Annotated in this window: 15 protein-coding genes and 1 other RNA gene; 10 read left to right on the top strand and 6 right to left on the bottom strand. The window is 61.6% G+C overall.

What is annotated here, in order from left to right:
* Nucleotides 1-59: 59 nt before the first annotated feature.
* Genes ubiH through PSH91_RS01540 form a run of 3 tightly spaced genes read right to left on the bottom strand, consistent with a single transcriptional unit; the run spans nucleotide 60 to nucleotide 3160 of the window.
* Nucleotides 60-1247: a 2-octaprenyl-6-methoxyphenyl hydroxylase gene (gene ubiH / locus PSH91_RS01550; RefSeq protein WP_160893860.1), complete on the bottom strand. Its 1188-nt coding sequence runs from the start codon at nucleotides 1245-1247 to the stop codon at nucleotides 60-62.
* Nucleotides 1244-2578, bottom strand: a complete 1335-nt coding sequence (gene pepP / locus PSH91_RS01545; RefSeq protein WP_047226082.1) for a Xaa-Pro aminopeptidase — start codon at nucleotides 2576-2578, stop codon at nucleotides 1244-1246. Before pepP ends, ubiH begins: the two co-directional genes overlap by 4 nt.
* A gap of 27 nt (nucleotides 2579-2605) precedes the next feature.
* Nucleotides 2606-3160 carry a YecA family protein gene (locus tag PSH91_RS01540; RefSeq protein WP_047226083.1) on the bottom strand — a complete coding sequence of 185 codons (555 nt, stop codon included), beginning with the start codon at nucleotides 3158-3160 and terminating at the stop codon, nucleotides 2606-2608.
* Between the two features lie 127 nt (nucleotides 3161-3287).
* On the opposite strand from PSH91_RS01540, the gene PSH91_RS01535 reads away from it, so the two are divergent.
* The 4 genes from PSH91_RS01535 to PSH91_RS01520 all read left to right on the top strand — a co-directional run bounded on the left by PSH91_RS01535 (nucleotide 3288) and on the right by PSH91_RS01520 (nucleotide 4743).
* A complete protein-coding gene (locus PSH91_RS01535; RefSeq protein ID WP_030138125.1) occupies nucleotides 3288-3497 on the top strand; it encodes a TIGR02449 family protein in 210 nt (69 codons plus the stop codon).
* Complete coding sequence (locus PSH91_RS01530; protein WP_047226084.1) at nucleotides 3494-3811, top strand: cell division protein ZapA; 318 nt, start codon at nucleotides 3494-3496, stop codon at nucleotides 3809-3811. The genes PSH91_RS01535 and PSH91_RS01530 overlap by 4 nt, the downstream gene beginning before the upstream one ends.
* 30 nt (nucleotides 3812-3841) lie before the next feature.
* Nucleotides 3842-4021, top strand: a non-coding RNA gene (gene ssrS / locus PSH91_RS01525) — 6S RNA.
* Nucleotides 4022-4137: 116 nt separating this feature from the next.
* Entirely contained in the window at nucleotides 4138-4743 is a 606-nt protein-coding gene (locus PSH91_RS01520; RefSeq protein WP_047226085.1) for a 5-formyltetrahydrofolate cyclo-ligase, read from the top strand.
* Between the two features lie 36 nt (nucleotides 4744-4779).
* On the opposite strand, the gene PSH91_RS01515 is transcribed toward PSH91_RS01520, so the two are convergent.
* Nucleotides 4780-4926, bottom strand: a complete 147-nt coding sequence (locus PSH91_RS01515) for a hypothetical protein (RefSeq protein WP_092395219.1) — start codon at nucleotides 4924-4926, stop codon at nucleotides 4780-4782.
* A 195-nt stretch (nucleotides 4927-5121) separates the two neighbouring features.
* Between PSH91_RS01515 and PSH91_RS01510 the strand changes: the two genes are divergently transcribed.
* From PSH91_RS01510 to PSH91_RS01495, 4 genes are all read left to right on the top strand, one after another.
* Nucleotides 5122-5571, top strand: coding sequence for an EVE domain-containing protein (locus tag PSH91_RS01510; RefSeq protein WP_305467093.1), 450 nt, complete (start codon nucleotides 5122-5124; stop codon nucleotides 5569-5571).
* Nucleotides 5572-5652: 81 nt separating this feature from the next.
* On the top strand, nucleotides 5653-6618 hold the full coding sequence (locus tag PSH91_RS01505) for an HlyD family secretion protein (RefSeq protein WP_107321378.1): 966 nt from the start codon (nucleotides 5653-5655) through the stop codon (nucleotides 6616-6618).
* A complete protein-coding gene (gene rbbA, locus PSH91_RS01500) occupies nucleotides 6615-9338 on the top strand; it encodes a ribosome-associated ATPase/putative transporter RbbA (RefSeq protein ID WP_139048910.1) in 2724 nt (907 codons plus the stop codon). The genes PSH91_RS01505 and rbbA overlap by 4 nt, the downstream gene beginning before the upstream one ends.
* The gene (locus PSH91_RS01495) at nucleotides 9338-10456 is read left to right on the top strand and encodes an ABC transporter permease (protein ID WP_047226089.1); all 1119 of its coding nucleotides are present in this window, start codon (nucleotides 9338-9340) and stop codon (nucleotides 10454-10456) included. The genes rbbA and PSH91_RS01495 overlap by 1 nt, the downstream gene beginning before the upstream one ends.
* Nucleotides 10457-10523: 67 nt before the next feature.
* On the opposite strand, the gene PSH91_RS01490 is transcribed toward PSH91_RS01495, so the two are convergent.
* Entirely contained in the window at nucleotides 10524-10931 is a 408-nt protein-coding gene (locus PSH91_RS01490) for a flagellar basal body-associated protein FliL (RefSeq protein WP_047226193.1), read from the bottom strand.
* A 150-nt stretch (nucleotides 10932-11081) separates the two neighbouring features.
* On the opposite strand from PSH91_RS01490, the gene PSH91_RS01485 reads away from it, so the two are divergent.
* A complete protein-coding gene (locus tag PSH91_RS01485; protein WP_076383061.1) occupies nucleotides 11082-12059 on the top strand; it encodes an NADPH:quinone oxidoreductase family protein in 978 nt (325 codons plus the stop codon).
* Between the two features lie 694 nt (nucleotides 12060-12753).
* Entirely contained in the window at nucleotides 12754-14103 is a 1350-nt protein-coding gene (gene glpT / locus PSH91_RS01480) for a glycerol-3-phosphate transporter (RefSeq protein WP_047226091.1), read from the top strand.
* Here the strand turns inward: glpT and PSH91_RS01475 are convergent.
* Nucleotides 14079-14747 (bottom strand): gamma-glutamylcyclotransferase, encoded by a 669-nt coding sequence (locus PSH91_RS01475; RefSeq protein ID WP_047226092.1) that lies wholly within the window; start codon nucleotides 14745-14747, stop codon nucleotides 14079-14081. The two genes, glpT and PSH91_RS01475, sit on opposite strands and share 25 nt — an antisense overlap.
* Between the last annotated feature and the right edge of the window lie 40 nt (nucleotides 14748-14787).

The following is a 14787-nucleotide window of genomic DNA, read 5'->3' as shown; positions in this document are numbered from 1 at the left end:
TTTAAGCCTGTTGTGCTGGCGACATGAGTCGCCCATGAGAAAAATGATCGAACCAAGCCTCACGCATCGGGACGCGTCCCCAACCCCATGGCCTGGCGGGCGAACCAGCGCTTGGCCGGAGGCAGCAGGTCGAGCCCCAGCAGGCCAAGGTTGCGGCCCAGGGACACCAGCGGCAGGTTGCTGCTGAACAGCCGCGTAACCTGGTCGGAAAACCCGACGGTCAGCGTCTGATCCATCCGCTGACGCTCGCGATAGGCTTGCAGCACGGCGAAATCCCCCGGCGCGCTGTCGCTGTCGAGCAAGGCGTCGGCCAGGGCCTGGGCATCGCGCAGGGACAGATTGAACCCCTGGCCGGCAATCGGATGCAGACTGTGGGCCGCGTTGCCCAGGATCGCCAGATGCGGGCGGACCTGTTCTTCGGCTTCCACCAGCGCCAACGGATAAAGATGCCGAGCGCCAACCTGTTTCAGGGTGCCCAGGCGATAACCGAACACGCCCTGCAATTCGCTGAGAAAGCTGCGCTCATCCAGGGCCGCCAGACGTTGCGCATCCATGCCCTGACGGGTCCAGACCAGCGCGCAACGGTTCTCCGGCAGCGGCAACAAGGCCATCGGGCCGTCGTCGGTGAAGCGCTCGAAGGCCATGCCGTTGTGGGCTTCGCCGGGTGTGATGTTGGCAATCAGCGCGCTCTGCCCATAAGGTCGATTGCGCACGCCAATACCCAGCTGTTCGCGCAGGCTGGAACGACCACCGTCAGCCAGCACGGCAAGGTCGCATTCCAAGGTGGTTTCGTCATCGAGCGTCAGGCGATAGCCGCCGACCATGGGCTCCATCCGGGTGACTTGTGCCGGACAGTGCCAACTGACCACTTCGGTGTCCAGCCCTTGCCACAGGCACTGGCCGAGCCAGGCGTTTTCCACCACATACCCCAGGGCCGGCACCCCTTCTTCCATGGCCGACAACCGCGCCGTGGAAAATCGCCCGCGATCAGACACGTGGATCTGCTTGATCGGCTCGGCGCGACGAGAAACTTCCTGCCAGATACCCAGGCGTTGATAAATCTGCCGGGACCCGAACGACAAGGCCGAGGAACGGGCATCGTAGCTCGGCTGCCAGGCATCGCCGGGGGCGAAGGGTTCGATCAGCATGATCTTCCAACCCCGGGCCTTGGCGCCGGCTTGCAGGGCCAGGGCCAGGCTCGCGCCTACCAGGCCACCGCCGACGATCGCCAGATTGACCCGGCTCATGCCGCATCAGCCCGGGCGGCGGCCATCAGGGCCTCGATTTCGGCGACCGTCTTGGGTACGCCGTGACTCAGGATTTCACAACCGGTTTTGGTCACTACCACGTCATCCTCGATGCGCACGCCAATGCCGCGCCATTTTTTCGCTACGTTGCGGTTGTTCGGGGCGATGTAGATGCCCGGCTCCACGGTCAACGTCATACCGACTTCCAGTACCCGCCATTCGCCGCCGACCCGGTACTCGCCAACGTCGTGCACGTCCATGCCCAGCCAGTGGCCGGCGCGGTGCATGTAGAAGGCCCTGTGGGCTTCGCTGGCGATCAACTCGTCCACTTCGCCCTCCAGCAGGCCCAGGCGCACCAGCCCTTCGGTAATGACTCGCACTGTTGCTTCGTGGGCCTGGTTCCAGTGTTTGTCCGGCGCAATTTCGGCGAACGCCGCTTCCTGGGCGGCCAGCACCACTTCGTAGATCGCCTTCTGCTCGGGCGAAAACTTGCCGCTGACTGGCCAGGTACGGGTGATATCACTGGCGTAGCAGTCGATTTCACAACCGGCGTCGATCAATACCAGGTCGCCGTCCTTGAGCAGTGCGTCGTTCTGCTGGTAATGCAGGATGCAGCTGTTGCGACCCGCCGCGACGATCGACCCGTAGGCCGGCATTTTCGCCCCGCCCTTGCGGAACTCATAATCCAGCTCGGCCTCCAGGCTGTATTCGTACAACCCCGTGCGCGCGGCCTGCATGGCCCGGATGTGCGCCTGGGCGGAAATCCGCGCCGCTTCGCGCATCACCTTCACCTCTGCCGCCGATTTATACAGGCGCATGTCGTGCAGCAGATGATCCAGGGCAACGAATTCGTTCGGCGGCTGGGCACCGAGATGGGCCTTGGAGCGAATCACGTTGATCCACTCCATCAGGTGCCGATCGAATTCCGGGTTGCTGCCCATGGCCGAATACACCCGGTCACGGCCCTCGATCAGGCCCGGCAGGATGTCGTCGATGTCGGTGATGGGAAATGCATCGTCGGCGCCATAGTCACGCATCGCCCCTTCCTGGCCGGCTCGCAGGCCATCCCACAACTCCCGCTCGGCGTTGCGTTCGCGGCAGAACAGGATGTATTCGCCATGGGCCCGGCCGGGCATCAGCACGATCACCGCTTGCGGCTCGGGGAAGCCGCTGAGGTATTGAAAGTCGCTGTCCTGGCGGTAAACGTGCTCGACGTCGCGGTTGCGGATGGCAACGGCGGCGGCGGGCAGGATTGCGATGCTGTTGGGTTCCATCTGCGCCATCAGGGCCTTGCGGCGACGGCTGTATTCCGATTTCGGGATATGAATCATGGGCAGACGGTGTTCCCTTTCAAGCAATCAGTGCAAGGACGGCTTGGCGGCCGGTTCAGCGGTTTTCTTGGTTTCGGTGAACAGCAGCAATGGCGCGACCCGCAGGTACTCCATCACTTCCATGTAGTCGCTTTCACCGTCATCGGATTCTTCCAGGGCGTCCTGGACCTGAGAGATCGCCGCCAGGTCTTGCAATACTTCCTTGGCCTCGTCACTCAACGCATATTCGCGGCGGGTCAGGCCGAAGCCGGCGAGGAAGCCCTGGCACCACTGGCCCAGCGCTGCGGCGCGTTCGGCCAGCGGAGCGTCATCGGTAGGCAGCAGCAGGACGACGGTCATGTCATCGCTGGTCAACTCACCCTTGACCATTTCCTGCAGGCCGATGAGCGCATTGCGCACGTTGTCCGCCGGCTCGCCTTCCAGCAACTCGGCGGCGTCAGCCAGCCAGCCGTCGGCATCGAAGCCGGCGCCGGCGCAACTGCGCCCAAGCAACAGGCCATGCAGTTCAGCAGGCGAGACAGGATGACCGCTGGTGCTCAGCAGGGTGGCAAACGCTTGATACGGGGAATTCTGAATGGGCATGGGCAGCTAGGCGCCAGACGGCGCTATGTCTAGAATGGAGGCCTTGTATCCTACATCGACAGACTCGCCAAGACTATCAGAGGCTGTGCGACCCTATCCCCATCAGACACAATCTTCAGTGGACACAATGGAAGACACCGACCTGCAAGCGCTGATGGCCAGACTCGAATTGCTAATTGAGCGGGTCGAGCAACTTAAGAGCCAAAACGGACTCCTATTAGCTCAGGAAAAGACCTGGCGCGAGGAACGCGCGCACCTCATTGAAAAAAACGAAATCGCCCGGCGTAAGGTCGAATCGATGATTTCGCGCCTCAAGGCCCTGGAGCAAGACTCATGAGTTCAAGCAATAGCGTAACCGTGCAGATCCTCGATAAAGAATATTCGATCATCTGTCCCCAGGAAGAGCGCAGCAACCTGGTAAGCGCCGCCCGTTACCTGGACGGCAAGATGCGCGAGATCCGCAGCAGCGGCAAAGTCATCGGCGCCGACCGCATTGCTGTAATGGCTGCCTTGAACATCACCCACGAGCTGTTGCACCGCCAGGATACGCCGGACGTGCAAGTCAGCGGCTCGACCCGTGAACAGGTGCGCGACCTGCTCGATCGGGTGGATCTGGTACTGGCCACCGACCCGGACGTCAGCAAGGGCTGATTCGCGAGGCTGCCTGGGGTATACTTGCGTCACTCCCTGGGGTGCTTGCCAGTTGGTGATGTCCCTGAGCCGATACGCACAACCACGGGAGTTGCACGTTGGGGCCGGTGTGCATGTCCGCTTGACGGAAAGCCTTAACGCCCCCTGCAACTTCCACCTTGAACTTTCGGGTTCAAGGGCTAAGCCGACAGCGGTTCATCCGGGGAGCCTGATTCTCACAATGCCAGTCATCAAGACTGGCATTGTTGTGTCTGGCGCAGGCATTTCTGAGCGCGCTGTTTTGCGGTTACGCTGTGCTGTCGCCTCCGATTGCGTGAAATATCGATATGACCGAACCCGCGCTGCTGCCGCGCCCGCAACTCCGCCGCCTGCTACGCCAGGCTCGTCGCGCCCTGACACCTGCCCAGCAGCGTGAAGCCGCTCGCGGGCTCTATAGGCAACTGGCCCAGCACCCGCTGTTTCGCCGGGCAAGACACATCGCCCTGTACCTGCCCAACGATGGCGAGATCGACCCGCGCCTGTTGCTGCGCGCCGCTCAGCGCCGGGGCAAGGCCACTTATCTGCCGGTACTGAGCCCATGGCCGCAGACCAAGATGGTGTTCCAGCGCATCCGCCCCGGCGAAAAGCTGCGGCCCAATCGTTTTCGTATTCTGGAGCCGCGGATGAACATCGCCCGGCAACGCAAGGTCTGGACTCTGGACCTGGTGCTATTGCCGCTGGTGGGGTTTGACGATGCGGGAGGTCGGCTGGGCATGGGCGGTGGCTTTTATGACCGCAGCCTGGCGTATCTGGCGCGACGCAAGCAATGGCGCAAGCCGACACTGCTGGGACTGGCCCATGAATGTCAGAAAGTCGAACGGTTGGCGCAGGCGAGCTGGGACGTGCCGCTGCAGGGAACGGTCAGCGACCGGCATTGGTATATCGCGGGGTAGACGCCGCAGGGAAACAGCGGCGTCCGCTAGACCGGCTCAGCGTTTGAGCGAAGGCGCGGGCTGGGTGATTTCCATCGGTGTATCGGTCTTGCTGGCCCACAGACTCTGGGCGTATCCCGTGGTAACGACCCCCAGGCCGAACAGAATGACCAAGATCCACAACAAATCCGGTTTGCGTTTCATCGATTGCCCCCCTCAAGGCATATCACACACGATGACAGCAGCGGTTTTCTTATTGGCCGTGCAGCAGCGTAAAGCTTGGAAGGCCGGCATTTTGCGGCAACCTTCAGCAACACGCAAATGCTGGCGTCAACCGACTGTCGGTTTGTCATAAGATCGCTGAACTTTTTTTATCATTACCGCCCAGGAGTAGAAATCATGGCCTATTGGCTGATGAAATCCGAGCCCGACGAATTGTCCATCCAGGATCTGCAGAAGCTCGACCAGGCGCGATGGGATGGGGTGCGCAACTACCAGGCGCGCAATTTCTTGCGGGCCATGGCGGTGGGCGATGCGTTCTTTTTCTACCACTCCAGTTGCCCGGAGCCAGGCATTGCCGGGATCGGCCGAATCGTCCGCGCGGCCTACCCTGACCCAACAGCGCTGGAACCCGACAGCCATTACTTCGACCCCAAGGCCGGGCCGGATAAAAACCCCTGGACCGCGATCGACGTGGCCCACGTCGAAACATTCCCCCGCGTGCTGAAGCTCGACTACCTCAAGCAACAGACCGCCCTGGCTGAAATGCCGCTGGTGCAGAAAGGCTCACGGCTGTCGGTGATGCCCGTCACGGCCGAACAATGGGCAGCGGTGATTGCGCTGCGCTGATCGCCGATGAGTTGATGGACATCAAGCGGGGTCGGTCGCTGATCCTGCAGACTTCGATGCTACAGCCGCAGGATGCCGGACATGTCGACGAACCATCGTACCTCTCGCTTTTTTGCCTTCGCCTTGATGGCTCTGTTGCTGGCCGCCGGTGGATTTGGCTATTGGAAGTCACGCCAGGATCGCCTCCCGGAAGGCTTGAGCATGGGCAATGGCCGCCTTGAGGCCACCGAAGTCCAGATCGCCAGCAAGACACCCGGGCGCCTGGCCGACGTTCAGGTCGACGAAGGCGACAACGTCATCAAGGGCCAAGTGCTGGCGCGCATGGACACCCGCACCCTGGAGGCCCAGCGCAACCAGGCCGAAGCCGAAGTCACCCGGGCCCGGCAGAACCTCGCCGCCACCGAAGCCAACGTGCAACTGCGCCAGAGCGAACAATTGCTCGCCCATCAAGAACTCAAGCGGACCCAGGAACTGTTCAAGCGCGGTTACGCCAGCGGCCAGATCCTCGACCAGCAACAAGCCCGCGTCGACACCGCCAACGCGGCGGTCAACGCCGCCCGGGCCCAGGTATCGGCGGCGAATGCGGCCATCGGCGCGACCCTGGCCCAGGTGGCCCAGCTCACCAGCGAAATAGATGACAGCACCTTGCGGGCCCCCCTCGACGGCGTGATCCAGTTGCGCCTGGCCGAGCCAGGTGAAGTGCTCGGCGCCGGCGGTCGAGTATTGCTGATGATCGATCCGAGCGACCAGTACATGAACCTCTACCTGCCGGCGTCGGTGGCCGGGAAACTGGCGGTGGGCGATGAAGCGCGACTGTTGCTCGACGCCTTGCCCGAGCGGCCGCTACCGGCCAAAGTCAGCTTCGTCGCGGCCAAATCCCAGTTCACCCCCAAGGAAGTCGAAACCCGTGATGAGCGCCAGAAACTGGTGTTCCGCGTCAAAGTGCACCTGACCCGTCCCGGCGAAGTGCCCCAGGCAAAACCGGGTATGCCCGGGGCCGGTTACGTGCGCACGGCGCCCATTGACTGGCCGGCCAACTTGCAATGAGCGCCACCGCCGGCGAGGCATTGCACGCCTCGGGTCTCGAACATCGCTACGGCCAGCATGTGGCGCTGAGCGATATCGCCTTCAGCCTGCCCGCCGGCACTCGCTGCGGCCTGATCGGCCCCGACGGTGCCGGCAAATCGAGCCTGCTGGGGCTGATTGCCGGGGTGAAGAAGCTCCAGCATGGCCAACTGGATGTGCTCGGCGCCTCGATTGACGATCGACGCCATCGCAAGACTCTCTACCGACGCATTGCCTTCATGCCCCAAGGGTTGGGGGGTAACCTTTACCCGGACCTGTCGATAGGCGAGAACATTCGGTTCTTCGGCACATTGTTCGGGCTATCGCGAGCAGAATGCGAACAACGCATGGGGACCTTGCTGCTGGCCACCGATCTGCAGCGTTTTGCCGACCGTCCGGCAGGCAAACTGTCCGGCGGCATGAAACAAAAGCTCGGCCTGTGTTGTGCGCTGATCCATGAACCGGATCTGCTGATTCTCGACGAACCCACCACGGGCGTGGACCCGCTGTCCCGGCGACGTTTCTGGGAACTGATAGAAAGCGTGCGTCGGCAAAGACCGCAACTGACCCTGCTGGTCGCCACGGCATACATGGAAGAGGCCGAGCAATTCGAGCACTGCCTGATGCTCGACAACGGTCGCTTGATCGCCAAGGGCTTGAGTGCGGAGCTGGCCAAGGTCACCCAGGACGGCAAGCTCGATTCGGCCTTCACCCACTTCCAGGGCGGCAGCGGCCATGACGCCGAACCGCTGGTGATCCCCCCCAGGACCGCCAACACTACCGACATTGCCATCCAAGCCCACGATCTCACCTTGCGCTTCGGCGATTTCACCGCCGTCGATAACGTCAGCTTCGCGATTGGTCGCGGTGAAATCTTTGGCTTCCTGGGTTCCAACGGTTGCGGCAAGACCACCACCATGAAGGTGCTGACCGGACTGATCCCCGCCAGCGAAGGCAGTGCCCGGCTGCTGGGTAACCCGGTCAACGCCAAGGACCTCGCCACCCGCAAGCGGGTGGGTTTCATGTCCCAGAGCTTTTCGCTCTACGGCGAACTGAGCGTGCGCCAAAACCTGGAGCTGCACGCCAAGCTGTTCGATCTGCCCACTACAGACAGCCGCCAGCGCATCGATGAGCTTATCCAGCGCTTCAATCTCCAGGAACTGGCGGACCAAACGTCCGGGGCGCTACCACTGGGCCTGCGGCAGCGCCTGTCCTTGGCGGTGGCGGTTTTGCATCGCCCGGAAGTACTGATCCTCGACGAGCCGACCTCAGGCGTCGATCCGGCCGCGCGGGATGATTTCTGGCGACTGTTGATCGAGTTGTCTCGCGAGCAAGGTGTGACGATTTTTCTTTCCACGCACTTCATGAACGAGGCCCAGCGCTGCGATCGCATTTCGCTGATGCACGCCGGCAAGGTCCTGGCCTGCGACACGCCAGCGGCCTTGCAAGCGCAGTTCAGCGGTCAGACGCTGGAAGCCGCGTTCGTCACCTGCCTGGAAAACGCCCAGGGCGAAACGCAGCAAGACGCCGCCCCCGTGACCCTTGAGAACGCCGGCGCGCCCCGGGACCGGCGCGGCCTGAGCCTCGGTCGCCTGTGGGCCGTCGCCAGCCGGGAGGGCAAGGAGTTGCTGCGCGACAAAGTGCGGATGGCATTCGCCCTGCTGGGGGCATTGTTCATGATGGTGGTCTTCGGCTTCGGTATTTCCCTCGACGTGGAGAAACTGGCCTTCGCCGTGTATGACCAGGATCAGAGCCCGCAAAGCCGTGCCTACCTGGAGGCGTTCCGCAGCTCGCGCTACTTCGAAGAACGACCGATAATCCGCGATGCAAAGGAGCTACACCGACGCTTGCAGCGCTCGGAGATCAAGCTGGCCCTGGAAATCCCCCCCGGCTTCGGTCGAGACCTCTACGCCGGCCGCCAACCGACAGTGGGCGCCTGGTTGGATGGCGGCATACCGTTTCGGGCCGAGACCAGTCGCAACTACGTCCAGGCGGTGCACCAGGGCAACCTTGAGCAACTGGCTGAATCCAGCAGTCGCGCGCCCACCCGGCAACCCAGCGCGAAGCTGGAGACACGCTTTCGTTATAACCAGGACGTGGTCAGCGTCAACGCCATCGGCCCAGGGGTCATGGCGCTGATCCTCGCATTCATTCCGGCCATGTTGACGGCGCTGGGCATCGTGCGGGAAAAGGAACTGGGCTCGATCACCAACTTCTACGCTACGCCGCTGACCCGCCTGGAGTTCCTGCTGGGTAAACAAGTGCCCTACCTGGCGGTAAGCCTGATCAACCTGGCCCTGCTGACCGCGATGAACCGCTGGCTGTTTGGCGTGCCATTCAAGGGCAGCGCCCTGACGCTGGCGTTGGGCGGCCTGCTCTATGTGCTGGCGACCACCAGCATGGGGCTGTTGATCTCGGCATTCACCCGCACCCAGATCGCCGCGATCCTCGGCACCATGATCATCACCAGCCTCCCGACCATCCAGTTCTCAGGGCTGATCGTGCCGCGCTCATCCCTGGACGGTGCAGCCTCGGTGATGGGCCAGCTGTTTCCCGCCGGGCACTTCCTCGACATCGCCGTCGGCACCTTCACCAAGGCCCTTGATCTGCGCCAGCTATGGCCACAATGCCTGGCGTTGTTCGGGTTTTTCCTGGGTTTCACCGGGCTCAGCCTGATCATGCTGAAGAAGCAGGAGGCCTGATGCATACGCTTTCACATATCTGGCGTCTTGGGCTCAAGGAGCTGACCAGCCTGCGCTACGACTCCGTTCTGTTGCTGTTCCTGGGCTACGCCTTCACCGTGGCGATCTACATGCCGGCCGCCGGTTCGGTGATCGGCGTGCACAACGCCAGTGTCGCAATAGTGGACGAAGACCAGAGCCATCTCTCACGCCAATTGGCCCTGGTCCTGCAACCGCCGGAGTTCCAGAGCCCGGTGGCACTGCCCTACGCCGAACTGGACAAGGTCATGGACAATGGCCGCTACACCTTCGTCATTAACGTGCCCGCCAATTTCCAGGCCGACCTGCTCGCAGGACGCGAACCGACGCTGCAACTCAACGTCGATGCCACGGCCATGAGCCAGGCGTTCATGGGAGCCGGCTACATCGGGCGGATTTTCCAACAGGAACTGACGACCTATGCCGGCCAGGCACAAGCGAGCGAACAAACGCCCGTGAGATTGACCACTCGTTCGCTGTTCAATACCAATCTGGAAGGTGGCTGGTTCCTCGCAGTGATCCAGATCGTCAACAACATCACGATCCTGGCCATCATCCTGACGGGCACGGCGCTGTTGCGCGAGCGCGAGCACGGCACCCTCGATCACTTGCTGGTGCTGCCGCTCACGGCCTTGGAAATCATGCTGGCGAAAATCTGGAGCAACATGCTGGTGGTGGTGCTATGTACCTGGGCGTCGCTGGAAATCATCGTCAAGTTCGCACTGGGCGTTCCGCTCGCCGGCTCCATGCTGCTCTTCCTGCTGGTGACTGCGCTCTACCTGTTCGCCAGCACCGCCCTGGGTATTTTTCTCGCCACCCTTGCCCGTTCGACGCCCCAGTTCGGCTTACTGTCGATCCCGGTCATCATTCCGATGCTGCTGTTGTCGGGCGGCAGCACGCCGCTGGACAGCATGCCGCAATGGTTGCAATGGGTGATGCAAGGTTCGCCTTCGACCCATTTCGTCAGCCTCAGCGCGGCGATCCTGTTCCGTGATGCAGGCGTTAGCGTGGTATGGCCAGACCTGCTGGCACTGGCGGCGATCGGGCTGTTGTTCTTCGCAATCGCCCTGGGCCGGTTTCGCAAAAGCCTGGCGTCTTGACGAAAAAAAGCAGCCTTGGGTAGCGCCTGAGGATCCGGGCACTGCCAAAGGCTGCGATCGAGCGGGTTTATTGAATGATCAGGTTATTGAACAACAGGTCATCCACCATCGGCTTGCCGGTTTCGTCGTTCATGATCTGCTGGGTCTGCTTCAAGGCTTCCTGACGCAGTTTTTCCTTGGCTTCGATATTGTTCATGGCCTCGGTGGTCTGTTGGGCGAACAGCGCAACCAGCTGATTACGGATCAGCGGCTCGTTGGCCTTCACCGCCGCAGCGGCGGCATCCCCCGTGACACGCAGGGCCACATCGGCCTTGTACACCCTCAGCTTTGCCGAGCCGTCCAAGCCATAGTTGCCCACGAACGGCGGGCTGAGGGTGATGTAACTGACCTTCGGCGCCTCGCCTTCTTTGGCTTCCTCGGCCATTGCCGTCACAGGCAACGACAGGGCCAGCATCAACATGATCCACGCTTTCACATTCGACTCCTCATACGGTTTGCGGCCCAGCATACCGACCCGCCGTTCAAGCACAAGCTTATGGCCGGCTATCAGGGCAGGGCATGCTCGTTGACCCATTGACTCTCACACCTACACTTATCGGCCATCACTCCCAAAGGAATAGCCCTGATGAAAGCCGTGCTGTGCAAAGAATTCGGTCCTGCCGAATCGCTGGTGCTGGAAGACGTCGCCAGCCCCGTCGCGAAGAAGAACGAAGTGCTGCTGGATGTGCATGCCGCCGGCGTGAACTTCCCTGACACGCTGATCATCGAGGGCAAATACCAATTCAAACCACCCTTCCCGTTTTCCCCCGGCGGCGAAGCAGCGGGCGTCATCAGCGCCGTGGGCGAAAAGGTCAGCCACCTGAAGGTCGGTGACCGGGTCATGGCGTTGACCGGCTGGGGCAGCTTTGCCGAACAGGTGGCCGTGCCAGGCTACAACGTGTTGCCCATCCCCTCGTCCATGGACTTCAACACCGCCGCCGCCTTCAGCATGACCTACGGCACGTCGATGCATGCCCTCAAGCAACGGGCCAACCTGCAACCCGGCGAAACCCTGCTGGTGCTCGGCGCATCGGGCGGCGTCGGCCTGGCGGCCGTGGAGATCGGCAAGGCCATGGGCGCCCGGGTGATTGCCGCCGCCAGCAGTGCAGAGAAGCTGGCCGTGGCCAAGGCTGCCGGTGCCGACGAACTGATCAACTACAGCGAAACCAGCCTCAAGGATGAAATCAAACGCCTCACCGACGGCCAAGGCGCCGATGTGATTTACGACCCGGTGGGCGGCGATCTGTTTGACCAGGCCATTCGCGCCATCGCCTGGAACGGCCGGCTATTGGTGGTCGGCTTTGCCAGCGGACGCATCCCCGAGCTTCCGGTAAACCTGGCCCTGCTCAAGGGCGCCGCCGTGGTCGGCGTGTTCTGGGGCTCCTTCGCCCAACGCCAACCCCAGGACAACGCCGCCAACTTCCAGCAATTGTTTAGCTGGTTCACCGAAGGCAAGCTCAAGCCACTGGTCTCGCAGGTGTATCCATTGAGCAACGCCGCCCAGGCGATCAATGACCTGGGCCAGCGCAAGGCTGTGGGGAAGGTGGTGGTGCAGGTGCGTTGAAGTCGATCAAGCGGTCCGCGTGCCAAAAGCGGCGGACCACGTGACGATTGAATCTGGCAATCAAGGCAAAACGCCCGGCGCCCGGCATCTACTTGCCGAAAAACACATCGGACACGTAGCGGCGCGTGTAATGGAACGAGCGCAACTTCTGCACCCATGGTTGGCGCCATGCACGTTGATGTCCGAGCACTCCCAGGCCTCGGCCAATTTGTCTGCATCGATCGGCTCGCCCTCCGGATGGAATTCCAACGATTCCACGGCTTGCGTCTGCGCTGCCGGGGAGGCTGGCTCGGGATTGTTCTCGGGCACCCATAAAACCTGAGCGGCCCAACTCGCACTGCCCAAGCACAGCAGCATCACAGCACACCCCCTCATACCGTTCCTCACCTGAATGCCAGCTCCGGCAGAAACGTGAAGGGTAAAGAGCGAGGCTCATTAGTTGAATGGCGAGACTTCTGTGTTGGTTGAAGGACGTTTCCTACTTTCTTGTCCCGCAACGATGGAGTGCAGGAGTAAAGAGACCTTACAAGGCAATTCCTACAACGCCATCGGCGTATGTCTGAGCGACATGTTCATTTAAGAACATTCATTCAGGGAAATTTCCATTGTTTAAGTGATGAGAAGCGATGCTATTTTCGGTAACGAAACTGTAACATTCGCATCCGCAGTCATAACAAGAATCTGGAGCCCTTGAATGTTTGCTTTCTTTCGTCCTGCCGTACATCAGGCGCCCCTGCCTGAAGAAAAAATAGACAGCACCTACCGACGCCTTCGCTGGCAGATTTTCGCCGGCATCTTCATCGGCTACGCCGGTTATTACCTGCTGCGCAAAAACTTCTCCCTGGCCATGCCGTACCTGATCGACGAAGGCTACACCCGGGGTCAGTTGGGTCTGGCCATGTCGGCCATTGCCATCGCCTACGGGCTTTCGAAGTTCCTGATGGGCCTGGTGTCCGACCGTTCCAACCCGCGCTATTTCCTGCCATTCGGTTTGCTGGTCTCGGCGGGGGTGATGTTCATTTTCGGTTTCGCGCCTTGGGCAACATCCAGCGTAACCATGATGTTCATCCTGCTGTTCATCAATGGCTGGGCTCAGGGCATGGGTTGGCCACCCAGCGGCCGGACCATGGTGCACTGGTGGTCGCAGAAAGAACGCGGCGGTGTGGTGTCCGTCTGGAACGTGGCGCATAACGTCGGCGGTGGCTTGATTGGGCCGTTGTTCCTGCTGGGAATGGGCTGGTTCAATGACTGGCATGCGGCGTTTTATGTACCGGCGGCCGTGGCGCTACTGGTGGCGCTGTTTGCCTTCGCGACCATGCGCGACACCCCGCAATCGGTAGGCCTGCCGCCGATCGAAAAATACAAGAACGATTACCCGGAAGGCTACGACGCCAGTCACGAGAACGAGTTCAGCGCCAAGGAAATCTTCGTCAAGTACGTGCTGCGCAACAAAATGCTCTGGTACATCGCCATGGCAAACGTCTTTGTTTACCTGCTGCGCTACGGCGTGCTGGACTGGGCGCCCACCTACCTCAAGGAAGCCAAAGGCTTCACGGTGGATAAAACCTCCTGGGCGTACTTTTTGTATGAGTGGGCAGGCATCCCCGGCACGTTACTGTGCGGCTGGATGTCGGACAAAATCTTCCGCGGCAACCGGGGCCTGACGGGCATGGTGTTCATGGCGCTGGTGACCGTGGCGACACTGGTGTACTGGCTGAACCCGGCCGGCAACCCGACCGTGGACATGATCGCCCTGGTTTCCATTGGCTTTCTGATCTACGGCCCGGTAATGCTGATCGGTTTGCAGGCTCTGGAACTGGCGCCGAAAAAGGCCGCTGGCACCGCCGCAGGTTTCACCGGGCTATTTGGCTACCTGGGCGGCTCGGTCGCGGCCAGTGCTGCCATGGGCTACACGGTGGACCATTTCGGCTGGAACGGTGGTTTTGTATTGCTGGTGGGTGCTTGCCTGCTGGCGATGGCGTTCCTCGCGCCAACCTTGTGGCACAAGCAAATCGCCAGTCAGAGCCGCGAAGCGGTGGCCTGATCCAGGGCTGATTTACAGCGTTTGAGCCGCGCCTCCAGATTCCGGTCTGGCATGGCGTGGCTGCGCAGGGCGTGGATGGTCTGCTCGACATAATCGCGAGTGGTGCCATAGCGCCCACAGGCGCTTTCGAACACCTGGCTCAGCACATGATCCGGCAAGTTGCCGGCATAGCTGGGCAGGTGCCGCTCCAGCACAAACCCCAAGGCCTGCACCCGGCTGCCATCTTCGAGACGGCAACTGAGCCAGTGCGGACGGTAGGACGGGAACGGCATCTCGCGCTGCCATAGGGCGAACAACGAATCCTCAAGATTGTCCTGCGGCAATCGATAGGCAAAACCGCTGCACGAACCGCCGCGATCCAGTCCAAACACCAGCCCCGGCAACTCCGGAGTGCCACGGTGTTCGTGAGACCACAAATACAAACCGCGATGATAACCGTGGACGCGGCCGCGCACCCGTTCCACCGCCGTGCATTCCGGCCGCCAGATCAACGAACCATAAGCGAACAACCACACTGGCCCGCCCTGGTGCAGACTCATGGTCGATTGCATCGACGTGCGCAGCTGCTCATGGGTCAGCTGCGGCCCCAGGTCGAGGCGTGGCGGGTATGGGGCGCTGGCAAAGGCGGATTCGATAGCGGTCATGGCCGGTAGCAGTTGGCTCCTCGCGGGTCGGAAGTTGGTA

Source organism: Pseudomonas sp. FP1154 (assembly GCF_030687245.1).
GTDB classification, from domain to species: domain Bacteria; phylum Pseudomonadota; class Gammaproteobacteria; order Pseudomonadales; family Pseudomonadaceae; genus Aquipseudomonas; species Aquipseudomonas rhizophila.
This window is presented reverse-complemented; position numbering and strand designations above follow the sequence as displayed.

What these genes read in the sequence shown, in the direction of transcription:
- PSH91_RS01475 (WP_047226092.1), bottom strand. Translation starts at nt 14,747, where the DNA reads ATGACCGCTATCGAATCCGCCTTTGCCAGCGCCCCATACCCGCCACGC.
- PSH91_RS01505 (WP_107321378.1), top strand. Translation starts at nt 5,653, where the DNA reads ATGTCGACGAACCATCGTACCTCTCGCTTTTTTGCCTTCGCCTTGATG.
- PSH91_RS01535 (WP_030138125.1), top strand. Translation starts at nt 3,288, where the DNA reads ATGGAAGACACCGACCTGCAAGCGCTGATGGCCAGACTCGAATTGCTA.
- ubiH (WP_160893860.1), bottom strand. Translation starts at nt 1,247, where the DNA reads ATGAGCCGGGTCAATCTGGCGATCGTCGGCGGTGGCCTGGTAGGCGCG.
- rbbA (WP_139048910.1), top strand. Translation starts at nt 6,615, where the DNA reads ATGAGCGCCACCGCCGGCGAGGCATTGCACGCCTCGGGTCTCGAACAT.
- PSH91_RS01495 (WP_047226089.1), top strand. Translation starts at nt 9,338, where the DNA reads ATGCATACGCTTTCACATATCTGGCGTCTTGGGCTCAAGGAGCTGACC.
- PSH91_RS01540 (WP_047226083.1), bottom strand. Translation starts at nt 3,160, where the DNA reads ATGCCCATTCAGAATTCCCCGTATCAAGCGTTTGCCACCCTGCTGAGC.
- glpT (WP_047226091.1), top strand. Translation starts at nt 12,754, where the DNA reads ATGTTTGCTTTCTTTCGTCCTGCCGTACATCAGGCGCCCCTGCCTGAA.
- PSH91_RS01485 (WP_076383061.1), top strand. Translation starts at nt 11,082, where the DNA reads ATGAAAGCCGTGCTGTGCAAAGAATTCGGTCCTGCCGAATCGCTGGTG.
- PSH91_RS01530 (WP_047226084.1), top strand. Translation starts at nt 3,494, where the DNA reads ATGAGTTCAAGCAATAGCGTAACCGTGCAGATCCTCGATAAAGAATAT.
- PSH91_RS01510 (WP_305467093.1), top strand. Translation starts at nt 5,122, where the DNA reads ATGGCCTATTGGCTGATGAAATCCGAGCCCGACGAATTGTCCATCCAG.
- PSH91_RS01515 (WP_092395219.1), bottom strand. Translation starts at nt 4,926, where the DNA reads ATGAAACGCAAACCGGATTTGTTGTGGATCTTGGTCATTCTGTTCGGC.
- pepP (WP_047226082.1), bottom strand. Translation starts at nt 2,578, where the DNA reads ATGATTCATATCCCGAAATCGGAATACAGCCGTCGCCGCAAGGCCCTG.
- PSH91_RS01520 (WP_047226085.1), top strand. Translation starts at nt 4,138, where the DNA reads ATGACCGAACCCGCGCTGCTGCCGCGCCCGCAACTCCGCCGCCTGCTA.